This window comes from Methyloversatilis sp. XJ19-49, from assembly GCF_024580145.1.
In the GTDB taxonomy this organism is placed as follows: domain Bacteria; phylum Pseudomonadota; class Gammaproteobacteria; order Burkholderiales; family Rhodocyclaceae; genus Methyloversatilis.
The window spans coordinates 20,231-41,991 of sequence record NZ_JANINI010000008.1; the positions used below are offsets into that span (position 1 = coordinate 20,231).

At 60.5% G+C, this 21,761-nt stretch carries 14 protein-coding genes; 12 read left to right on the forward strand and 2 right to left on the reverse strand.

Annotation, left to right across the window (positions count from 1 at the left end; translation table 11 throughout):
• Positions 1-477: 477 nt before the first annotated feature.
• The 10 genes from NMQ16_RS10685 (at position 478) to NMQ16_RS10730 (ending at position 18,026) form a co-directional block, all read left to right on the forward strand.
• Positions 478-2,625, forward strand: a complete 2,148-nt coding sequence (locus tag NMQ16_RS10685; protein ID WP_257080665.1) for a hydantoinase/oxoprolinase family protein — start codon at positions 478-480, stop codon at positions 2,623-2,625.
• Between the two features lie 12 nt (positions 2,626-2,637).
• Complete coding sequence (locus tag NMQ16_RS10690; protein WP_257080666.1) at positions 2,638-4,962, forward strand: hydantoinase B/oxoprolinase family protein; 2,325 nt, start codon at positions 2,638-2,640, stop codon at positions 4,960-4,962.
• 38 nt (positions 4,963-5,000) lie between these two features.
• Entirely contained in the window at positions 5,001-5,507 is a 507-nt protein-coding gene (locus tag NMQ16_RS10695) for an acetone carboxylase subunit gamma (protein WP_069039868.1), read from the forward strand.
• Positions 5,508-5,718: 211 nt separating this feature from the next.
• Complete coding sequence (locus NMQ16_RS10700) at positions 5,719-6,726, forward strand: YCF48-related protein (RefSeq protein ID WP_257080667.1); 1,008 nt, start codon at positions 5,719-5,721, stop codon at positions 6,724-6,726.
• Positions 6,727-6,743: 17 nt separating this feature from the next.
• Positions 6,744-9,146 carry an MMPL family transporter gene (locus NMQ16_RS10705; protein WP_257080668.1) on the forward strand — a complete coding sequence of 801 codons (2,403 nt, stop codon included), beginning with the start codon at positions 6,744-6,746 and terminating at the stop codon, positions 9,144-9,146.
• Between the two features lie 85 nt (positions 9,147-9,231).
• Complete coding sequence (locus NMQ16_RS10710; protein WP_257080669.1) at positions 9,232-10,866, forward strand: DUF1302 family protein; 1,635 nt, start codon at positions 9,232-9,234, stop codon at positions 10,864-10,866.
• A 25-nt stretch (positions 10,867-10,891) separates the two neighbouring features.
• Complete coding sequence (locus NMQ16_RS10715; RefSeq protein WP_257080670.1) at positions 10,892-12,199, forward strand: DUF1329 domain-containing protein; 1,308 nt, start codon at positions 10,892-10,894, stop codon at positions 12,197-12,199.
• A 150-nt stretch (positions 12,200-12,349) separates the two neighbouring features.
• Positions 12,350-14,323, forward strand: a complete 1,974-nt coding sequence (locus NMQ16_RS10720) for an AMP-binding protein (RefSeq protein WP_257080671.1) — start codon at positions 12,350-12,352, stop codon at positions 14,321-14,323.
• Between the two features lie 198 nt (positions 14,324-14,521).
• Entirely contained in the window at positions 14,522-15,730 is a 1,209-nt protein-coding gene (locus NMQ16_RS10725; RefSeq protein ID WP_257080672.1) for an acetyl-CoA C-acyltransferase, read from the forward strand.
• A gap of 241 nt (positions 15,731-15,971) precedes the next feature.
• Positions 15,972-18,026: a sigma-54-dependent Fis family transcriptional regulator gene (locus tag NMQ16_RS10730; protein WP_257080673.1), complete on the forward strand. Its 2,055-nt coding sequence runs from the start codon at positions 15,972-15,974 to the stop codon at positions 18,024-18,026.
• Positions 18,027-18,087: 61 nt separating this feature from the next.
• Here the strand turns inward: NMQ16_RS10730 and NMQ16_RS10735 are convergent, their stop codons facing one another.
• Entirely contained in the window at positions 18,088-18,798 is a 711-nt protein-coding gene (locus NMQ16_RS10735) for an anti-sigma factor domain-containing protein (RefSeq protein WP_257080674.1), read from the reverse strand.
• On the reverse strand, positions 18,795-19,358 hold the full coding sequence (locus NMQ16_RS10740) for a sigma-70 family RNA polymerase sigma factor (RefSeq protein WP_257080675.1): 564 nt from the start codon (positions 19,356-19,358) through the stop codon (positions 18,795-18,797). The genes NMQ16_RS10735 and NMQ16_RS10740 overlap by 4 nt, the downstream gene beginning before the upstream one ends.
• A 421-nt stretch (positions 19,359-19,779) precedes the next feature.
• Here NMQ16_RS10740 and NMQ16_RS10745 point away from each other — a divergent pair, with 421 nt between their 5' ends.
• Both NMQ16_RS10745 and purE read left to right on the forward strand, forming a co-directional pair.
• The gene (locus tag NMQ16_RS10745; protein WP_257080676.1) at positions 19,780-21,075 is read left to right on the forward strand and encodes a DEAD/DEAH box helicase; all 1,296 of its coding nucleotides are present in this window, start codon (positions 19,780-19,782) and stop codon (positions 21,073-21,075) included.
• A 132-nt stretch (positions 21,076-21,207) separates the two neighbouring features.
• The gene (purE, locus tag NMQ16_RS10750) at positions 21,208-21,714 is read left to right on the forward strand and encodes a 5-(carboxyamino)imidazole ribonucleotide mutase (protein ID WP_257080677.1); all 507 of its coding nucleotides are present in this window, start codon (positions 21,208-21,210) and stop codon (positions 21,712-21,714) included.
• The last annotated feature ends 47 nt before the right edge of the window (positions 21,715-21,761 follow it).

A 21,761-nucleotide genomic window follows, 5' to 3' on the forward strand; every position in this document is an offset into this window, starting at 1 on the left:
GCCTGCCCAGCAGAACACCCTTCGAATGAACGTTCGTTCAATCATTTGGATAAGCATCGAGCGTACGGTCATGTCGGCCGCATCGCGTTGCCAAGATGACCCATTCCGCGCCCTTGGCGTCGGCAAGCCGTTTCAAGCGATTTGACATGTTGCGTCGCAACATCCGCCTGCGGCCGAAAGTGCTTCGTTCTGCATGCGTCCGGACGGACTGTCCGACCGACAGACGGTCCGCTTCAAGCAAGCCGTCCGAATTCCATCCGTCCGGACGGTCGTACGGTTCAGGGTGCTTGTGACCCACCTTGAACTTTAGTGTTTTAAAAACAAATGGTTGTGCTTGTTTTGCGTGATCGAATGCACGCTGGCACTGTCCTTGCAGAGCATCAGTGTTCGATTGCACGACGGTCGATCAATAAAGGCCGGTCCGTCCGGGCGGGCCGGAAGCAAACACAGGCAGGTTAATTAAATGGAGACGTGGAGATGACGATCGAAAACTCGTCGGTTCAGGTGCTGGGGATTGACGCAGGCGGCACCATGACTGACACCTTTTTTGTCCGTGCTGACGGCCGCTTCGTGGTCGGCAAAGCACAAAGCAATCCCGGGGACGAATCCCTGGCGATCTACAACTCTTCGGTCGATGCATTGGCGCATTGGGGCCGCGAAGTTGACGATGTGTATCCGGAGCTGGTGACCTGCGTGTATTCGGGCACCGCCATGCTGAACCGTGTTCTGCAGCGCAAGGGCCTCGATGTCGGCCTGATCTGCAACAAGGGTTTCGAGCAGGTCCACTCGATGGGTCGCGCACTGCAGAGCTACCTCGGCTACGCCCTCGAAGACCGTATTCACCTGAACACGCACCGTTACGACGAACCGCTGGTTCCGATCTCGCGCACCCGTGGTGTGACCGAGCGTACCGACGTTCAGGGCAAGATCGTTATCCCGCTGCGGGTTGAAGAAGTCCGTCAGGCCACGCGTGAGCTGGTAGAAGCGGGTTCCAAGGCCATCGTGATCTGCCTGCTTCAGTCGCACAAGAACGAAGACAGCGAAAAGCTGGCTCGCGACGCCTGCAAGGAAGAGCTGAAGAAACTCGGTGCCGACATTCCGGTTTTCGCTTCGGTGGATTACTACCCGCAGCGCAAGGAAAGTCACCGCATGAACACCACGATTCTGGAAGCCTACGGCGCAGAACCGTCGCGTGCGACCCTGAAGCTGGTGAGCGACCGTTTCAAGAAGCACGGTGCCAAGTTCGACCTGCGCGTGATGGCTACGCACGGCGGCACGATCAGCTGGAAGGCCAAGGAACTGGCCCGTACCATCGTGTCCGGCCCGATCGGCGGCGTGATCGGTTCGAAGATGCTTGGCGAGTGCCTGGGTGACGAAAACATCGCGTGCTCGGACATCGGTGGTACGTCGTTCGACGTGGCTCTGATCACCAAGGGCTCGTTCGCGATCAAGTCCGATCCGGACATGGCGCGTCTCGTGCTGTCGCTGCCGCTGGTGGCGATGGACTCGGTCGGTGCCGGTGCAGGTTCGTTCGTTCGTATCGATCCGTACTCGAAGTCGATCAAGCTGGGCCCGGACAGCGCCGGTTACCGTGTCGGCACCTGCTGGCCGGAAAGCGGTCTGGACACGGTTTCGGTGTCGGACTGCCACGTTGTGCTGGGTTACCTGAACCCGAACAACTTCCTCGGCGGCCTGATCAAGCTCGACGTTCAGCGCGCACGTGACCACATCAAGGCACAGATCGCTGACCCGCTGGGCCTGTCGGTCGAAGACGCCGCTGCCGGCGTGATCGAACTGCTTGACCTGACGCTGTCGGAATACCTGCGTGCGAACATCAGCGCCCGCGGTTACAACCCGACGGAATTCACCTGCTTCTCGTATGGCGGCGCCGGCCCGGTTCACACCTACGGCTACACCGCAGGCGTGGGCTTCAAGGACGTCGTCGTTCCGGCATGGGCCGCTGGCTTCTCAGCCTTCGGTTGCGCCTGCGCAGACTTCGAATACCGCTACGACAAGTCGGTTGACCTGGCTGTACCGCAGCATGGCACCGACGCAGCCAAGATCGCCGCTTGCGAAATCCTGCAGAGCGCCTGGGCCGAACTGGCTGCCAAGGTGGTCGAAGAGTTCGTCATCAATGGCTACAAGCCGGAAGACGTGCTGCTGATCCCGGGTTACAAGATGCAATACACGGGTCAGCTGAACGACCTCGAAATCATTTCCCCGATCACCAATGCATCGACTGCAGCGGACTGGGACAAGATTGTCGAAGCGTTCGAAACCACCTACGGTCGCGTGTATGCCAATTCGGCTCGTTCGCCGGAACTGGGCAATTCGGCTACCGGCGCGATCATGCGCGGTACCGTCGTGACGCAGAAGCCGGTGCTGCCGGAAGATCCGGATGGTGGCCCGACGCCGCCGGCCGAAGCTTTCCTCGGTACGCGTCCGTTCTACCGTCACAAGAAGTGGGTCGATGCGAAGCTGTACAAGATGGAATTGCTGAAGGCCGGCAACCACATCGTCGGACCCGCGATCATCGAATCGGACGCTACCACGTTCGTCGTGCCGAATGGTTTCGAGACCACGGTCGACAAGCATCGCCTGTTCCATCTCAAAGAAGTCAAGTGAGGAGAAACAATTATGAATATGCTCAGCAACACTGAAACCGGTTTTGCCGATCTGCTGAAGAACGGCCAGACGTTGTCCCAGTTCCGCGCCGGCATCATGGAGCGCACCGCAGCAACCGGCTGCTACAACGGACTGGAAACCCTCGAGCTGCGCGAACGCGATCCGATCGGCTACGAGAAGCTGTTCTCGAAGCTGCGCGGCGGCCTGGTTCACGCTCGTGAAACCGCCAAGAAGATTGCCGCCAGCCCGATCGTCGAGCAGGAAGGTGAACTGTGCTTCACGCTCTACAACGCGGTCGGCGACTGCGTTCTGACCTCGACCGGCATCATCATCCACGTCGGCACGATGGGCGCTGCGATCAAGTACATGATCGAGAACAACTGGGAAGCCAATCCCGGTATCGCCCCGGGTGACATGTTCACCAACAATGACTGCGCCATCGGCAACGTCCACCCGTGCGACATCGCGACCATCGTCCCGATCTTCCACGACGGCCGTCTGATCGGCTGGGTGGGTGGTGTGACGCACGTGATCGACACCGGTGCCGTGACGCCGGGTTCGATGTCGACGGGCCAGACCTCGCGTTTCGGCGACGGCTACATGATCACCTGCCGCAAGACCGGTGTGAATGACACCCCGCTGCGTGACTGGCTGCATGAGTCGCAGCGTTCGGTGCGTACGCCGAAGTACTGGATCCTCGACGAAAAGACCCGTATCGCCGGCTGCCACATGATCCGCGAACTGGTTGAAGAAGTGATCGCTGCCGACGGCATCGAAGCGTACGAAAAGTTCGCCTACGAAGTTATCGAAGAAGGTCGTCGCGGCCTGATGATGCGTATCAAGGACATGACGATCCCGGGCGTTTACCGCAAGGTCGCTTTCGTCGATGTGCCGTACGCACACGAGGACATCGGTGTGTCGAGCAAGTTTGCCAAGCTTGATTCGATCATGCACTCGCCGTGCAAGATGACGATCAAGGAGAACGGCAAGTGGCGCCTCGACTTCGAAGGTGCGAGCCGTTGGGGCTGGCATACCTTCAACGCCCACCAGGTCGCTTTCACCAGCGGCATCTGGGTGATGATGTGCCAGACGCTCGTTCCGACGCAGCGTATCAATGACGGTGCCTACTACGCCACCGAGTTCCACCTGCCGAAGGGCGCATGGTGCAACCCGGATGACCGCCGCACCGGCCACGCTTACGCATGGCACTTCCTGGTGTCGGGTTGGTCGGCTCTGTGGCGCGGTCTGTCGCAGGCTTACTTCAGCCGCGGCTACCTCGAAGAAGTCAATGCCGGCAACGCCAACACGTCGAACTGGCTGCAAGGTGGCGGTATCAACCAGGACGGCGAGATCCACGCGGTCAACAGCTTCGAAGCTTCGTCGTGCGGCACCGGTGCCTGCGCAGTCAAGGACGGTCTGAACCACGCTGCCGCCATCTGGAATCCGGAAGGCGACATGGGCGACATCGAAATCTGGGAAATGGCAGAACCCCTGCTGTACCTGGGTCGCAATGTCAAGGCCAACTCCGGCGGCTACGGCAAGTACCGTGGTGGCTGCGGCTTCGAAACCCTGCGCATGGTCTGGAATTCGCAGGATTGGTCGATGTTCTTCATGGGCAACGGCTACATGAACAGCGACTGGGGTCTGATGGGTGGTTACCCGTCGGCAACCGGCTACCGTTTCGAAGCCCACAACACGGGCCTCGAGCGTCGCATCGCCAACGGCGAAGCGATCCCGCTGGGCGCCGATCTGGATCCGGGCCTGAACATTTACGAGCAAAGCATCGATGCAACGTCGCTCGTGAAGCGCGACAAGCAGTGCATGACCACGGAAGACTGCTACGCCAACCACGATCTGTACCTGAACTACCTGCGTGGTGGCCCGGGCTTCGGCGATCCGCTGGATCGTGACGTGAAGTCGATCGAGAAGGACCTGAACGAGCTGTTCCTTCTGCCCGAATTCGCTGCCAAGGTCTACGCGGCCGTCGTTACGCAGAATGCCAAGGGTGTCTACACGGTTGATGCTGCAAAGACCGCTGCCCGCCGCGCCGAATTCCGCAAGGAACGTATCGCACGCTCGGTGCCGACCCGTGAGTGGATGAAGGAAGAGCGTGCCCGCATCATCAACAAGCACGCTTCCACGCCGGTTCAGCACATGTTCGCAACCAGCTTCGCGCTGTCGGAAAAGTTCAAGAACGAATTCAAGACGTTCTGGAGCCTGCCCGCCGACTGGGACGTGCTGGAAACCGAGCTGGGTGTTCCGTCGTACGGGTCCAAGTTCCGTATGGACCTGTCGTTGATGCCGGACGTCCGTACCATCGTCCAGGTCGAAGAATAATTTACGGCCTGAACGTTAAGCGAATCTAGGAGTAGCAAATGTCGACTTACAACAAAGAGCAAGTAGCACACCTGGCCGCGGGCACCCTCGACTGGGATACGACGTTCCGCATGCTGTCGATGCCGAAGGACAAGGCACGCTTCGGCATGTACGTGGAAGCACTGCAGGCGAAGGTGACGTTTCCGGATCGCATCGTCCTTCCGCTGGGCCCGCATCTGTACATCGTGCAGTCGGCCAAGAACAAGCAGTGGATCGTCAAGTGCGATTGTGGCCACGAGTTCTGCGGCTACAAGGAAAACTGGAAGCTGTTCGCCAACATCTACGTGCGCGACACGCCAGAAGCGATGGCCGACGTGTATCCGGCGCTGATGGCTCCGGACACGAAGTGGCAGGTCTATCGTGAGTACTACTGCCCGAGCTGCGGCACGATGCACGACGTCGAAGCTCCGACCCCGTGGTACCCGGTGATCCATGACTTCGAGCCGGACATCGAAACGTTCTACAAGGAGTGGGTGGGCTTGCCCGTACCCGAACGCGCCGCCTAAACAAGGCACGCGTGGCCCCTGACCGGAGGAGGTCAGGGGCCAGTTCGCAGCCGGCTACAGCCGGCTGCGTTCCTCCAAACACCCTGTACTTGATGCCGGCAGAGCCGAAGTGCTCTACACCGCCGTAGGGAACGGTCGTGTCGAACATCGAAAACAGGTCATGAAAAGCGTCGCGCGCAGAGCACGAAATGACGCGTGAAGGAGACTGAAGATGCAACAGGCAAGAGACTCTGGCGGTGGTGTTCAGAAGATACTGAGCATCATTACTCAATTACTCCCGATCATCATTATTGGCGGTTTGCTTTACGCCGGCTTCTTCGTGAAGGCGGAAGCAGTCATCACCAAGGTTGAACCGAAGCCGATCGAACGGCGCGACAACTTCTTCAGCATCATTACCCCCACCGAGCAGATTGCCTGGGCAGCGGGTACGGCCGGCAAGATCGTCCGTTCCGACGATGGCGGAAAGACCTGGCTCCGACAGCCCACTCCCACGCTTGTGAATCTTCAGGGCATCGCAGCCTGGGATGCACAGACCGCGGTCGCAGCGGGCAACGAAGGCACGATCCTGCATACCAACGATGGCGGTGCGAGCTGGAAGCTTGCAAACACTCCCAAGTCCGAAAATCCCAACAAGCTGTTCCGTGTTCGCGTATTCGGTGACACGGCGTGGGCCGTTGGCGAATTTTCCGGGCTCTACAAATCCACCGACAAGGGTGCCAACTGGACGCGGCTGCTTCCGGAAGACGACCGTGCGCTGAACGCCATCTACTTCGTCGGGCAGTCCGGCTGGGCGGTGGGTGAAGTCGGCTCGATCATGCGTACCGAAGACGGTGGTGAAACGTGGACGCCAGTCGAGACAGAGAATCAGTCCAGTCTGATGGCGGTCACCTTCCGCGATGCGACACACGGGGTTGCCGTGGGCTTGACCGGGACGCTGCTTGTGACCGACGACGCCGGTGTGACCTGGCGCGTGGTGCCGGGTCTGACGCGCGAGCACCTGCTTGATGTCATCTGGGATGAGAACAACTGGATTGCAGTCGGCGACAAGGGCGTGAAGGTCACCTCGAACGCGGATGCGACCGAATGGACTGCCGGGCGTCTTGCTGAAGGTGATGTTGCGTGGCGCACCCAGATCGTCCGGGCTGGCTCGAAGTATTTCGTTGCCGGCGCAAATCTCGGAATTCTCGAGGACGGGAAGATCACCGTCGTCGGTCGATAGCAGGCAAGGAGAATCGCGTGAAAAATACTACTTTCAGCAAGGTCGAACATGCGTTCGCATTGCTGATCAAGAATCGCATGCTGGTTGTACTCGCGGTCCTGATTGCAACGGTCGTTATGGCCTACCTCGCTTCGTTCGTCGAAGTGAAGACAGTCTTCAGCGATCTGCTTCCGAAAAACCACCCCTACGTCGAGGTCAATCAGAAATTCAAGTCCACCTTCGGCGGATCGAACATGGTCAGCATCATGGTCGAAGTCGAGGACGGAGACATTTTCAAGAAGGAAGTGCTTGAAAAAGTACAGAAACTGACGGTCGGTCTCCAGCAGGTCGATGCAGTCGATACCTACCAGATCGTTTCCATCGCATCCAAGAAGACAAAGGAAGTCCGGGCATCCACTGAAGGGGTCGAGTCACGCCCGATCATGTGGCCGCGCCTGCCTGCGGATGACAAGGAGATGGCCATTCTGCGCGAGGCAGTGTTGAACAACCCGCTGATCTATGGACCGTATGTGTCCATCGATCTGAAGGCTACGCTGATCACGGCTGACTTCCTTGATACGGAAATCAACTACAGCAAGGCCTTCGATCAGATCATGGGTCTGATCAAGGAAGCGGAGGGCGATGGTGTGCTCGTTCGAGTCGTCGGCGAGCCGGTGCTGTATGGCTGGGTGAACTTCTACCTCGACGAAACGATCCAGATCTTCTTCGCTGCCATCGCATCGCTCGTCCTGATCCTGCTGCTGATCACGCGTACCGTGCATGGCACGATCATTCCGTTGATCGCCGCCATCATCAGCGCCTGCTGGGCGCTCGGTGCTGCAAAGCTGATGGGCTTCCACCTCGATCCGCTGGTCATTGTGGTGGCCTTCCTGATCACGGCGCAGGCGATCTCGAACTCTGTGCAGCTCATTTCGCGCTTCGACGATGAAATCGCGCACGGAACTGCCAAAGCGTCCGACGCAGCGGTGGCGAGTGCGAAGCACCTGTTCAAGCCCAGTCTGCTTGCGATCGTCGCTGACGCGGGTTGCGTGCTGGTGGTTGCGCTGACCCCGATTCCGATGCTCGAGAAGATTTCCTACATCGGTACCGTCTGGATCTTCGCGATTTTCATCGGCGCGCTGATCATGACGCCCGTATTGCTGTCGTGGTTCAACCCGCGCAAGAACGCCGACGGATCGTACAGCCACCGCTTCGTTCATCCGATCAATATCCGTCCGGTATTGATGGTCATTCTCAACCTCGCGTCCAGCATCGTGGTCACGAAGGCGCGCTTCGTTGTTCTCGGCGTGGCGCTGGCGGTGTTTGCGGTGTCCTTCTGGTACTCGTTCAACCTGAAGGTGGGCGACGCGAATCCGGGCTCGCCGATTCTCTGGCCGGACTCGCAGTACAACACCGATGCGGCTGACATCAACCGCCAGTTCCAGGGCTCGGACCGCATGTTCGTCGTGGTCGCAGGCAAGGAAAAGGGTTCTTTGCGCGAGCCGGAGGTGCTGCAGAGCATGGCCAACTTCCAGCGCTACATGGAAGCCCAGCCTGAAGTTGGCGGCAGCATTTCGCTCGCTGACATCCTGCCGCAGGTGCGTCGCGTGCTGCGCGAAGGCAATCCGATGTACGGAGAGCTTGGCAATGATGCGGGTGAGAACGGCGAGCTGACCTACATGTTCGTGTCGGGCTCCGACCCGGGTGACATGGATCGCTACGCCGACAGTGATGCGCTGAACGGGGCTGTGACGCTGTTCTTCCGCGATCACCAGGGCGAAACGATCCGTACCGCTGTGGCACGTGTGCAGGACTACGTGAAGCAGAACCCGATCGAGAACGCCGAATACCTGCTCGCGGGCGGTCTGGTCGGTGTGCTGGCCGCGGTGAATGAAGTGATTCTCGCGGGCCAGATCGAAGCCATCGCGCTGGCGCTGCTCGTGCTGGTCGTGTGTTGCACCGTGACCTTCCACTCGATGGTCGCCGGCGTTTTCTTCATGATTCCGGTGATGCTGTCGAACACGATCACGTTCAGCTACATGGCCTACAACGAAATCGGCATGAACATCAATACCTTGCCTGTCGTGGCACTGGGTATCGGTCTGGGGGTGGATTACACCTTCTACATCGTCGATGGCATCCGCGAAGAGCTGCACCTGCATGACAACGTCGAGAAGGCCATCCTGAACTGTCTGACCAGCCAGGGACGTGGCGTGTTGCTGACGGCACTGACGCTGATTACCAGCGTGGGTCTGTGGAGCTTCTCGTCGCTCAGGCTTCAGGCAGACATGGGCCTGCTGATTGCTCTGTGGCTCTTCATTTCGGCCTTCAGCGCGCTGTTCATCATGCCGGCAATCGTATATGTGTTCCGCCCCACGTTCGTCGTGGGGAGCAAAGAGCGCCCGATCGAGCGCGCCGAGGGATCTGCAGTAGTTGTGTGAGGGTCGCTTGCCTCGCCCGGCATCACACGATGCCGGGCGTGAGCAGATGGCTCATGGGTAGTGCCAAAACGGAGGGAATGGAGACATGAGAAGAAGCAAAATCTTCAGGCAGACCGGACCGGGTCTGGCTGTTGCAGCTGTGCTGGCCGGGATGGGCATGCCCGTCGCGAACGCCGCTGGCCTCGAAGGAACGTGGATGGGTCGCGACGACTTTACCTGGGCACTGAGCGGCTATGTGCGCGCCTGGGCTTCGATGAACCTGGAAGATCAACCCGAGCTGAGCCGGGTGGGCAAGGACAGCTTCGGCAAGCTTTCGATGCTGCGCGGTTCGTTGCTGCTTGACCTTGACGTCAAGACTGGCCCGGTGAAGTGGAAGGCCATTGGCCGTCTCGACCGCGAATACAAGACAAACTACCTGTCGGATCTTGAAGAGTTGCGCGCCGACGGTACCGCGAATGCGTTCGGCGTCAACAGCAATCGCGATTCCAGGAGCATCACCGAGAACTACAACAACGGCGAGATCCGTGAGTTCTGGGCTGAAGTGCCCATCGGCGAGCGCGTGACGGTCAAGTTCGGTAAGCAGCAACTGGTCTGGGGTGAGTCGGACTTCTTCCAGGCGATGGACCTCGTACACGGTTACGACTACAGCTGGCGCCTCTTCTTCGAAGGTGAGAACGAAGAATGGCGCAAGCCGTTGATTCTGTTGTCGACCAAGATCCGCATTCCTGAAGCAAATGGCTTGATTGCAGCCTATATCCGTCCGGGCTGGGATCGTTGCGAAGACATCGGCAATACATACGACATCAACGGCGGTCGCTGGTTTTTCCAGCCGTATCGCGGCTTTGACCTGAGCTCGGGTACGAGCAAGAACTGCGAGCACAAGGATGGCGACCAGGACGACGTGACGGGTGGTATCCGCTGGAATGGTGAGGCCTATGGCCTGAACTACTCGGTTGCCTATCTGACGACGTTTGCAGCAGATCCGGTCGCGAGCGCGGGCGTTGTTCCTGGCCTGTTCGGCGCAGTTGCCCACCAAGGGGTTACGAACGGCGAACAACTGTTCCAGCGCATTCACCCGAAGATCGATGTTCTCGGTGTGACCGTCAGCGGATACAGCGAAACGCTGGATGCCGTTCTGAGCGCGGAAGTGGCCTACACGAAGGACCAGCCGTACAACGCAGGCGTGGGTGGTTTCGGCGAAGGTAACTACATCACGCGCGGTGGTGGTGTGTGTACTGCGGGTCTCGGTCTTTGCGAAATCGTGAAGAAGGACACTCTTCGCACGATGCTTCGCATCGACAAGGACCTGAACTTCCAGGACCTGCTCGGCACGTCGCGCCCGTCGTTCTCGTCGATCCAGCTGTTCAACACGCAAGTGCTGAACTATGACGGCAACGAACAGCTTGTTCGCCTGTTTGCCTATGGCACGCCGCTGAACGAGCACAACACCATCCTGACGTTGTTCACCGGCCTGAACTACAAGAACGACACGATCAACCCGGGTTTTGCAGTGGGCTTCGATCTGTCCAACGGTGGTGGCTTTGCAATCCCGAGCGTGTCGGTCGTGTTCGACGACAAGTGGGTGGCGAAGGCTGAAGCGGACATTTTCTGGGATGGTGGCAAGAGCAATCGTCAGCAATTCAGCGGTGGCGAATCGCAGCTGTTCGGCTATTTCAGCCGCGCCAGCCAGCTCGTGCTTCGTGTGACCCGTCAGTTCTGATCAAAGGAAAGAAGACATGATGAAGATGAGTACCCAATCCCGTAGCAACCTTGCCCGCACCGGCGTCGCCGGCGCGATCGCGCTGATGCTCGCAGCTGGTGCCGGTCAGGCCTTCGCAAAGGAACTGGCCGCAGGCTTCGTGATCAACAAGGAAAATTACGACAGCATCAAGAACGACACCTTCGAGAACAAGACCATCGCCAGCATGGTCCCGGAAAAGCTCGAGTGGATGATCAAGAACTACAACACGACCATCAAGCTCGCGAACTCGAAGAAGATCGAGATGGATCCGAAGTACGTGGAGTGGTCGAAGAAGAACATCAACAACGTCAAGTTCAACCCGGCCGATCGTACGGTGTCGGGATGGGAAGCCGGCATGCTGTTCCCGCCGGAAACCATCAAGATGGACGACCCGCACGCCGGCGACAAGGTGATCTGGAACCTGCGTGCCGCCACCTATGGCGCCACGATGGACCTGCGCGACATCGCCTGGGCCTTCCTGGATGCGAAGAAGGGTTACGAGCGGGTGCAGGCCTTCCAGTCGCGTCGTTACTACATGGAAGGGCGTCTTGACGGCGGCCCGATCACCGTCGGCAAGGGCGACATTTCGCAGAAGACCTACTTCGTGGCGACCTACCCGCAGGACATCCGCGGTCTGGGTCTGTTCTCGGTGCGTTACAACCAGGCTGACTCGAAGGTGCCGGATGACTCCTACGCCTACCTGAAGTCGGTGCGTCGCGTACGCCGCCTGTCGGGCGGTGCGTGGATGGACCCGATCGGCGGCACCGACCAGCTGTATGACGACTGGGACATCTGGGATGCCGCCCCGACGAAGTACAAGTCGAACAAGCTGCTGGAAAAGCGCTGGGTGCTGGCCATCGCACACAGCCCGGAAATCAGTGTGGACGTGAAGCAGCCCTTCACCGAGCCGGCCAAGCGCTTCCCGCGCATCGGCATCGACATTCCGCCGCACTTCAACCCGGCGCCGGACATCGGCTGGGAGCCGCGTGAAGTGTATGTGGTCGAAGGCGTATGCCCTGACGAGCATCCGTACAGCAAGAAGACCGTGTACATGGAAGTGGACTTCCCGCGTCCGTACCTCGGCTTCGCGCTCGACCGCAAGGGCGAATTCTGGAAGATGTTCATTTTCCAGAACCGGCCTGACACCGGCGACGACGGCTACAAGGCGGTTATGCCCGTGATCGGACACATCATCGACGTCAAGCGTGGCCACGCCACCAACTGGTCGTCGAACATGAAGTCCAATCCGGCTGGCGTCAAGGAAACCGACGTGTCGCTCAACGTGCTGGAAGAAGTCGCAACCGGCAAGTAAGCGCTTTTGCAAGTATTGCTGGTACCTCCTCCCGGCATGTTCGCCCGCCCCCGCATTCAGCGGGGTCGGGCTTTTTTCTCATGTCCGGCGGAGATCAAGAAGTCAGCAGGAACCCACGTTTGCGTGATTGCATGATCACAAGGTTCAACAATGAAGGTATTCACGCCCTCTGATTACGCATGGAAGGGCACCCGGCTTGCCCTGTTCATCGAACGTCATGGATATGGAACGCTGGATCAACTGCAGGAAGATGCAGAACGTGATCCCGCCACGTTCTGGGATCGGGTGTTGCAGGACATCGGACTGGAGTGGCAGGTCCCGTATCGGCAGACGCTCGATCTTTCGGGTGGAATCATGTGGCCCGACTGGTTCGTCGGCGGCCAGCTGGATCTGTTCGATAATCTCGTCGGCAAGCATGCCAGGCGAAACAGTGAAAAGGTCGCGATCCGGTGGGAAGGCGATGCGGGAGAGTTCCGCAGTCTGAGTTACGGTGATCTTGCCGATGAGGTGGCCCGCGTTGCATCAGGGCTGCAAGCCATCGACATGCGGGCAGGTGACCGGCTTGCAATCTACCTTCCGATGATTCCCGAAGCTGCAGTGGTCATGCTTGCTGCAGCAAGGATAGGGGTCGTTTCAGTACCGCTCTTTTCGGGCCTCTCGTCCGATGCCATGGTCAAATGTCTGGCCGATTCGGGCGCTACGGTGCTGATCTGCGCCAACAGCCACGACCGTCGGGGTCAGTCGATACGCATGCTCCCCGTTGCGCTGAGCGCGTCATCTCAATGTCCGTACATCCGCCATGTAATCGTGGTGGACCAAAAGCCTTCGGACGGTTCGTATTGGCATGATCATGAGCAATCCAGCTTTGGCGTGCTGGGCTATGAAGCAATGAAGTCCCTCCCGTCGCACGGTGCCGGTGCCGGTGCGCAGAGCTTCCCACCCGATCAGACCTTGATGCTGATCTACACATCGGGTACTGCCGGACGGCCCAGGGCCGTTATCCATACCCATGCCGGTTTTCCGGTCAAGGCGGCGCAGGATCTCGCGATGGCGTTTGACCTGAAGGCTGACGACACGCTGATGTGGGTGACCGACATGGGCTGGCTGATGGGCCCCTGGATGGTGTTCGGCGGGCTGATGCTCGGCAGCACGATCGTGTTGTGCGAAGCGCCGCCCGACTATCCGGATCCGGGTCGCCTGTGGCGTGTGGTCAAGTCTCACGGCGTGACGCATCTGGGCTTTTCACCCAGCCTGGTGCGCAGTCTCATGGGCAGTCACGACGCGGTACCTCCGCCCGGCATGCTTGATACGCTCAAGGTGTTCGGGTCGACCGGCGAGGCATGGAACGAAACGCCCTGGCTGTGGTTGTTCGAAACCGTCGGCAAGCGCAGGCGGCCCATCATCAACTACTCGGGCGGCACGGAGGTGGGGGGCGGAATACTGACCTGCTTCCCCGGGCTGCCCCAGGTGGCATGCGGATTCAATGGCCCGATACCGGGCATGGCAGCTGACATCGTCGATGTCACAGGCCGGCCGGTGCGCGGGACCGTCGGCGAACTGGTCGTGCGACAGCCGTGGCCCGGTATGGCACGCGGTTTCTGGAAGGACTTTGCTCGCTACGAGGAAACTTACTGGTCGCGCCTTCCGGATGTTTGGCTGCATGGCGATTGGGCGAGCATGGACAGCGACGGCTACTGGTTCGTACATGGCCGCAGCGATGACACGATCCGCGTGGCGGGCAAGCGACTCGGTCCGATCGAATTCGAATCGGCGCTCGTGTCGCACCCGCTCGTCGCCGAAGCGGTTGCAGTAGGCGTTCCCGACGCGGTGAAGGGGGAAGCCGTGGTGTGTTTCGTCCGCCTGCATGACGCGCGTACCGATTCCGATACCGGCTGGAGCGTATGGGAGTCCGAATTGTCCGATCACGTGGCACGTTTGCTTGGCAAGCCTTTGCGACCGGCACGTATTCATGTCCTCGGGCAGATTCCGAAAATGCGCAATGGCAAGGTGTTGCGCCGGGTGCTTCGAAATGCCTACATCGGGCGACCTGTCGGTGACCTTTCATGCATGGAAGATCCGCGGTCCATTGACGAAGTGCTCAGCCTGCGCAACGCTTGGGCTTGACTGTCCGAATTTGGTGCGTCCTAATATCGAACACATTGCAAATGTCCAACGACGCTGTGTTCGACGTGTGTGAAATGCGATCTGTGCCCGATGTTTGTGGGGCGCAGTTGCGACCGAGTGTGAGTGTGTTGCGAGAAGCCGCATCCTGCGGAGCGTCATCCCTCCGCTTCGTCGCGTGCAACCCTTCAGGAGCGTGAATTGAATTCAGCCCAGGATCCTGTAGTCATCGTCGCCTCCCGGCGTACGCCACTCGGTGGCTTTCTGGGTGAGTTGTCGTCGCTCGCCGCCCCGCAACTCGGTTCGATTGCGCTTGCGGCTGCGGTCCAGCAAGCGGGAATCCAGGCGTCAGACATCGAAGAGGTCTACATGGGCTGCGTACTGCCCGCGGGACTTGGACAGGCACCCGCCCGGCAGGCGGCCCTTGGTGCCGGCCTGCCTTATTCCAGTGCTTGCACGACCGTCAGCAAGGTGTGCGGGTCGGGCATGAAAGCGGTCATGCTGGCGCATGATTCAATCGTTGCAGGTTCCGCGGGCATCGTTGCGGCGGGGGGCATGGAGTCGATGAGCAATGCGCCTTACCTCCTCGCGCGCGCGCGCAGCGGCTATCGGCTTGGTCACGATCGGGTCATCGACCACATGTTTTTTGACGGTCTGGAAGATGCATACGACGACCGTGGCTCGTTGATGGGCGTGTTCGCCGAGCAATGCGCCGACGAGTACGGTTTTTCGCGCGAGGATCAGGATGCGTGGGCGCTGCGCTCGCTGACGCGCTCGCGTGACGCCGCGGCTTCCGGCGCCTTTGACTGGGAAATCGCACCGGTGACGGTTGCCGGCAAGGGACGCGGTGCTCCGGCCACGGTCATTGCGCGCGATGAGCAGCCGCAATCGGCCAAACCGGAAAAGATTCCTGCCCTCAAGCCCGCGTTCAGAGCGGATGGAACCGTCACGGCTGCGAATTCGAGCTCGATCTCGGATGGCGCGGCGGCCATTTTGATGATGCGCGCCTCGCGCGCGTCGGCCCTGGGCTTGACACCGCTTGCCATTATCGTTGCCCACGCGTCCTACGCGGGCGAACCGCGGCGTTTCCCGATGGCCCCTGCGTTTTCGATCCGCAGTGCGGTCGAGCGCAGTGGCTGGAGGATGGCCGATGTTGATCTTTTTGAAATCAACGAGGCATTTGCAGTGGTGACCCTCGCCGCAATTCGTGACCTCGGTCTGGACGCGGATCAGGTGAACCCCCATGGTGGCGCCTGTGCGATGGGCCACCCGATCGGCGCAACGGGTGCGCGCCTGATCGTTACGCTTCTTGGTGCACTGCGCCGTGCAGGCGGCCGTCGCGGTGTGGCAAGCTTGTGCATTGGTGGCGGTGAAGCCACGGCAGTGGCGCTTGAGTTGTGGCAGGAGTAAGCTTCACGTAAGTTTCGGATACACCAGCGATTTATGGCCCGAGAAGGCTTGCATTGATCGCTTCAGTACTTCCGGCGAATCTTTTTTCGTCGGCGCATAAGATTTAAACTCAGCCCGCGAGACGGTGTGCCTCGAAGTACATCGCTACGCAGGTCCTGGAGGAGTCGGACCCTGTGCTTCGCAACGCAATGTTGTGGCGTATGGGGTATCCGTCTGCCTCCGTGCAAAAAAGGAGGTGGCCATGGATGTAAGGGACGACGATCAAAGCCAGATGTTTTCCCGCCCCGAGCGTGACCGGGACGTCATGAAACACTGGGAGCGAGTGCTCAACGGTGAAGAGTGCAGTTCCGATGCTCTGCGCCGACTGATCGACGATTCCTGGCGCCGTTGTCTTAACGCGCACGTTGATCCAGGCAAGTACCAGGCCCCGCCTCCCCTGAGCGAGAACTCGCTCTATTCCCTGCAGCAAAAACACGGCGATCTGCTTAGCGCAAGCACGCCGGTCATGGCGATGGCACGCGACTTCCTCGCTGAAACCGGCACCATCATGGTGCTCACCGACCACAGCGGTACCATCCTCAGCCTCGAAGGCGATCATGCAACGCGCGAAGAAGGCGAAAGCATGAACATGACGCCCGGCGCAAGCTGGAGCGAAACCGCCTGTGGCACGAACGCAATCGGTACGGCAATCGCCGTACGTCATCCGGTGCAGATCCATTCAGCTGAGCATTACTGCGCCGGTATCAAGCGCTGGACATGTTCGTCGACCGTCATTCTTGATCCCTACGACAGTTCAGTACTGGGTGCCATCGACGTGTCCGGATTGCACCAGACCTACAACCGTCACAGCCTCGCGCTGGTGGTGGCGACTGCCAGCAAGATCGAGGGTCGTCTGGCCAAGCATGAAATGGGTATCCGTTTCCGTCTGCTTGAGCGCTGCATGCACCGACTGACGCATTCCAGTGGCGACGGCGTCGTGGTGTTCGATCGCCGCGGCAATCCGGTCAAGACCAACGAGCGGGCAGAAGAGGCGCTCAATCAACTCGCGGTTGGCCGTATCGGCTCGCGCAGGCTCGATATTGCGTCTATCTCGCTCGGCCATGCCACCGATGACGGACTGCCTGCCGGTTTGCAGGGCTGGATTGCACCCGAATGGCTGGAACCCGTATTCGACAATGGCCAGCGCATCGGAACCTTGCTGACGATTCCGATCTTCCGGCCTCGCGCGGCTCACAGCAGCGCCGCGCCCCTGGTGGCGGAGAGTGCCGCACAGGAGCCGAGCAAACTTGACTGCGTCGTGGGCAAGGATCCGGCGCTGGTCGAATCAGTCGAGCGTGCGCGTCAATTGTCCAAGTCGAATGTTCCGGTGCTGCTGCTCGGCGAAACCGGTGTCGGCAAAGAGGTGTTTGCCAAAGGCATCCACGATTGCGGCAGCGCGAAGTCGGCACCTTTCGTCGTCGTCAATTGCGGCGGCCTGTCGCGCGAGTTGCTTGCGACGGAATTGTTCGGCTACGCGGAAGGCTCTTTCACCGGCGCACGACGCGGCGGCATGATGGGCAAGATCGAAGCAGCCAACGGCGGCACGCTGTTTCTGGACGAATTGGGCGAAATGCCGCTCGACATGCAGCCGCACCTGCTGCGCGTGCTCGAAGAGGGTGAAATCTACCGACTCGGCGAGAATGCGGCCCGCAAGGTCAAGTTCCGGCTCATCACCGCGACGAACCGTGACCTGCGCAAGGAGGTGACCGACGGTCGATTCCGCATGGATCTTTACTACCGCGTCGCCGTGACGAGTATCCGCATCCCGCCGCTGCGTGACCGTCTGAGCGACATTCCGGTGCTGTCTCGTGCGCTGCTCGAAAAACTCGCGCTGCATCATGGTTTGCCGGCCCCGCAACTGAGTGCAGGCGACCTTGGTGACCTGTCGTCCTACTCGTGGCCTGGCAATGTGCGGGAACTTCGCAATGTGCTGGAATCGATGCTGCTGACGGGAGAACGTCCGCGCGCGATCATCCACACCGATGATCCGCAGGTTCGCGGCATTCGTCCGTTTGATGCGCCGATGCATGGCGGAGAGCAGCACATGTTCGGCATCGGCGAAGTGCGCGACAGCCGGCGCCTTGAAGAAGCCGAGCGGGAAGCCATCCTGAGCGCAATTGACGGCAGTCACGGAAACATGGCGCTGGCCGCGCGTTCGCTCGGCATCGCCAAGAGCACGCTCTATCTGAAACTGAAGAAGTTCGGGCTGGATGCGCTGGTTGAACGGGCCCGCGAGGTGCACGCCAAAGGCCATTGATTCAAATTACAAAAAAAGGGAGCCGGCTTTTCGCGGCCCCCTTTTTTTTGCCTCAAGGCCGCTACATAACCTTGACAGCCCGACCGATGAAAAGAATCGGGCCGGTCGGACGATCGATCGGCGAGCCCTGTTCCGGTTCCAGCGTGATTTCGAACAGCTGGTTGTTTTCCAGAGGCGGCAGCTTGTCCAGTTTCACGTCCAGCGTACGGCCCGGCTGAACCAGCCCGAGCGAAACCGGGCCTTGCCACTTGTCTGCCTTGGTCCAGAACTGGAAAGCCTTGGCAGGCGGCACTTCGCCACTGCCCAGCGGGATGAGTTTGAGCGACTGTTCGGTACTTGCCTGGATCACCCAGCCAGGTGCCTTGTCGTCAGGCGCCACCAGCACGACCATGTAGCGCGGCGTGTCATCGCGTGGCGCACCGGCCAGGCCGGCAACCGCCAGTATCGTTGCAGCGGCGAATCCGGTTGCCGCAAGGGATCGCCAAAAGGCCAGGTTGTCCCACAGACGGCTCCATGCTGAAGGCTCGACGCGTGGCACCTGGCGTACAACCGGTGCAATGCTGCGCTCGATGCGCGACCACAGCGCCGGGGGCAGTGCCTCGGGTTCCACCATCGCAGCGAGCGGAAGCAGGCGCTCCTGCCAGTAGCTCACTTCGGCGGCGAGAGCGGGGTCGGCCGCCATCTGCCGGCTGACCTGCGCATGCTCGTCATCGTCGAGCAGACCGAGCACATAGAGGCCGGCGAGTTCATTGTTGTCCATGGACTCATTCATGCCAGACACTCCTTCAGTGCCTGCAGGCCGCGACGTATCCAGGCCTTGACCGTTCCCAGCGGTGTGTTCATTCGGCTCGCTATTTCCGTGTGCGTGCAACCTTCCAGATAGGCCAGCAGGATGCTTGAACGCTTCGCAACATCCAGTTTTTCCAGACAGTCGTACAGTTGACCGGATTCGGACGACAGCAACACCTGTTCGTAAGGGTCGGCAGCACTGGAGCCTGCCTCAACTGCGAATTCGGTCTCCGGCGTGGCATCAACCGACACCTCCCGTGCGTGGTCGCGGATATGGTTCAACGCGCCGTGGCGAACGATGCTGTAGATCCAGCCACGCGCCGAACCGCGGCTGGGGTCAAAGCTCGCCGCCTTGTCCCAGATGCGAACGAAGGCGTCGTGCAGGACATCTTCGGCAACATCGCGCCGGCGTACGATGCGGAGTGCGACGCCAAGCAGGCGGCTACCTTCAAGTTGATAGATGCGATGGAGGGCGTTGCGTTCACCTCGTACGCATGCAGCGAGGGCGGATTCGAAGTCAAAGTCGTTCGTCAGTGAGCTCATCAAGTCATCCGGAGTAAAGAGCGAACCCGCCGAAGTATGTCAGCAAGCTCGCCGATCGGGCTAGCGCACAGTCTGTCTGTCGGCTACCCGAAACCGGACTGGTCGGATGCAGCACAGCGCTCGTTCAGGCTGGCGCGTGGCTCGTGAAATGTTGCAATGCGAAAAAGCACTTGCAAACATACGCGAGCGTCTGTAAAGTCCGCCCCTCAGTGCAGAGCGGCCGGTTTCCGATCGGCTTCCGGGTAATTCCGGTGCGTGCACAGCAAGTTATCGTCCCTGGCCTGTCTTTTTCTCCCGCCTGTTTGGTCATGCGTGGTTGATCGGTTAGTGCCGATAGATCGTCGGGATTTCGCCCGACCAACCCGCTCCTTCCGTTCTGCCTCACGCAGCACGGCCGGTGGCCATCGTGTGGAAAAAACTCATGGAATTCTCAGAACTCGGTCTTAACGAAAACCTTCTTGGCGCAATCGTCGAGGCCGGCTACCCCAATCCTACGGACGTCCAGCAGATGGCAGTGCCTGCCGCTCTGGCCGGTCGTGACCTGATGGTGTCGTCGCAAACCGGCTCCGGCAAAACCGCTGCATTCATGTGGCCGGCGCTGAATCGACTGATGCAGGAATCGCCGGTCAAGGCGCGCGGTCCTCGTGTGCTGGTGCTGACCCCGACCCGCGAACTGGCGATCCAGGTGACCGAAGCCTGCCGCAAGTACGGCAAGGGCATGCGCTATGCCAAGGCGGTCAGCGTGGTCGGCGGTACATCCTATGTCATGCAGAACAAGCTGCTGGCCCAGCCGTACGAAGTGCTGGTCGCCACGCCCGGTCGCCTGATCGACCAGATGGACAGTGGTCGCATCGATTTCGGTCGCCTCGAAATGCTGGTGCTCGACGAAGCCGACCGCATGCTCGACATGGGTTTCATCGAAGACATCGAAGCGATCGTTGAACGCCTGCCGCAGAATCGCCAGACGCTGCTTTTCTCGGCCACCTTCGAACCGCGTGTCTGCCGTCTGGCCGAGCGCCTGACGCGCGATGCGCAGCGCATCGAAATCGTCGCCACCGCAGCACAGCACGAGAAGATCGAGCAGCGGTTGCTGTTCGCCGACGGCATGGGCCACAAGCAGCGTCTGCTTGACCACTTGCTGCGTGGCGAAGACGTCGAACAGGCCATCGTGTTCACGGCGACCAAGCGCGATGCGGACCAGATCGCCGAAACGCTGGGCGAAAACGGTTTCCTCGCAGCTGCATTGCATGGCGACATGCATCAGGGCGAACGCAACCGCACGCTGGGTCATCTGCGTCGCGGAGCGCTGCGCGTGCTGGTGGCGACCGATGTCGCTGCGCGCGGCATCGACGTGGCCGGCATCAGCCATGTGATCAACTTCGATCTGCCGAAGTCGGCAGAAGACTATGTACACCGTATCGGCCGCACGGGCCGTGCCGGCCGCAGCGGCATCGCGGTCAGTTTGGCGTCCGGCGACGACGTGCGCCGCGTGAAGACGATCGAACGCTTCATCCGCCACGTGATCCCTGTGCACACCATTCCGGGCCTGGAGCCGCGCGTACAACCGCGCAGCACGGCACCGCGCAGCGCTCGTCCGGGCAGCTCGGCTCGTCCGGGCGGCTGGGGTGCCAAGCCGGGTGGCGCACCGCGCCGCGAAGGTGGTTATCGTGGTGGCGCAGGCGGTGGCCGCACAGACCGGGCACGTCGCCCGGACTGATCGCTGCAGCAGCCTGACACGGGCGAAGGGGCATCGGGGAACCGGTGCCCCTTCGCTTTTTCATTTATTGCTCTACAGGTGTAAAGTTCGCACCTTTTTCCGGGCGGCGCGGGCTGCCGGAGGACCTTGACGATGAGTGCTTCTGAAGCAGCGCTAGCGCCCCGGGTTGGCGTGGTGATGGGGTCGAATTCCGACTGGGACACACTGCGCGCGGCGACTGCGCTGCTCGAGCAGTTCGGCGTGCCTTTCGAAGCACGCGTCGTGTCGGCGCACCGCACGCCGGACCTTCTGTTTACGTATGCCGAGGAAGCGCGTGCGCGCGGCCTGCGTGCCATCATCGCCGGGGCCGGCGGCGCCGCGCATCTGCCGGGCATGCTGGCCGCGAAGACCACTGTGCCTGTACTGGGTGTGCCGGTGCAATCGAAGGCACTCAACGGCATGGATTCTCTGCTGTCCATCGTACAGATGCCGAAAGGCGTTCCGGTCGCCACCTTCGCCATCGGCGAAGCGGGCGCAGCCAATGCGGCGCTGTTTGCGATTGCCATGCTGGCGGGCGAAGATGCTGCGCTGGCCCGGGCGCTGGATGCCTTCCGCGCGCGGCAGACCCAGACCGTGCTCGACATGAAGCTTGACGACTGATCATGCATTCCGGTGCTGCCAGCCGGCAGCGGCCGCTTGTCTTGCTT